At 65.5% G+C, this 1,059-nt stretch carries 2 protein-coding genes; both read left to right on the top strand.

Annotation, left to right across the window (positions count from 1 at the left end; genetic code table 11):
• The first annotated feature begins 11 nt into the window (after window positions 1-11).
• Window positions 12-431, top strand: a complete 420-nt coding sequence (locus tag V9L18_RS21970) for a phage holin family protein (protein WP_337349264.1) — start codon at window positions 12-14, stop codon at window positions 429-431.
• Window positions 428-1,057 (top strand): DUF3618 domain-containing protein, encoded by a 630-nt coding sequence (locus tag V9L18_RS21965; protein ID WP_337349263.1) that lies wholly within the window; start codon window positions 428-430, stop codon window positions 1,055-1,057. The genes V9L18_RS21970 and V9L18_RS21965 overlap by 4 nt, the downstream gene beginning before the upstream one ends.
• The last annotated feature ends 2 nt before the right edge of the window (window positions 1,058-1,059 follow it).

Raw genomic sequence — 1,059 nt, 5'->3', positions numbered from 1 at the left:
TGAGCAGCCAGATGCCGGAGACTCCTGCGTCAGCGGCGCATGCGAAGGCGGATAACACGTCCCTGGGTGACCTGCTTGGTGAGGTGACCCGGGATTTGTCCACGCTGATGCGCCAGGAAGTGGAGCTGGCCAAGGCCGAACTGAAGGAGTCCGCGTCCAAGGCCGGCAAGGGCGGCGGCATGCTCGCCGGCGCCGGCGTTGCCGGGCACTTCGTCCTGCTCTTCCTCTCCATCGCCCTCTGGTACGCCCTGGGCGAGCTGATGGGACTGGGCTGGTCCGCCGTCGTCATCGCCGTGATCTGGGCCATCATCGCAGCGGTCCTGGCCTCCATCGGCCGCAAGAACCTCAAAGCCGTCAAGGGCCTGCCCCAGACCGGCGAAACACTCTCAGAAATCCCCCCAACCCTGAAACCCGGTGAGGTACAACGATGAGCGATAACCCGGACGCAATCCGTTCAGACATAGAAGCAACCCGAGCCCGGCTCGGCACCAACGTGGACGCCGTGGCCGACAAAGTCACCCCGTCCAACATCGTCCACCGCCAAACCGACAAGGTAAAAGATGCCGTGTTCGGAGTGAAGGAGAAAATCATGGGAGCCGCGGACGACGCCACCACCACCCTCCACACCCGCGCCGGGCACACCGGCAACGCCCTGGGCCACGCCGGCGACACCGTCGGCTCCACCCTCGGAGACGCCGGCCAGGCAATCAGCGACGCCCCGGCCCAGGTCAAAACCAAAACCCAGGGCAACCCCCTGGCCGCCGGCCTGATCGCGTTCGGCGCCGGCATGCTGCTCTCCTCCCTGATCCCGGCCAGTGAGAAGGAACGCGAAGCAGCCGACGCCCTCAAAACCGCCGCCGAACCACTCACCACCGAGCTCACCGACGCCGCCAAAGACATGGCCCAGGGCCTGAAGGAACCCGCCCAGGAAGCCATGGAAAACGTCAAGGCCACCGCCGCCGACGCCGCCGAACACGTCAAAACCGAAGGCCAATACGCCGCCGCCGACGTCAAAGACAAAGCAACAGAGGCCAAGGACCACGTCCAAAACCCCTAACC

The sequence above is a fragment of the Pseudarthrobacter sp. CCNWLW217 genome (assembly GCF_037203985.1).
GTDB lineage: Bacteria > Actinomycetota > Actinomycetes > Actinomycetales > Micrococcaceae > Arthrobacter.
Note: the sequence above shows the minus strand (reverse complement) of the source record. Positions and strands in the feature narration are given on the sequence as shown.

Coding starts and splice junctions, on each gene's coding strand:
- V9L18_RS21965 (WP_337349263.1), top strand. CDS start 428: ATGAGCGATAACCCGGACGCAATCCGTTCAGACATAGAAGCAACCCGA.
- V9L18_RS21970 (WP_337349264.1), top strand. CDS start 12: ATGCCGGAGACTCCTGCGTCAGCGGCGCATGCGAAGGCGGATAACACG.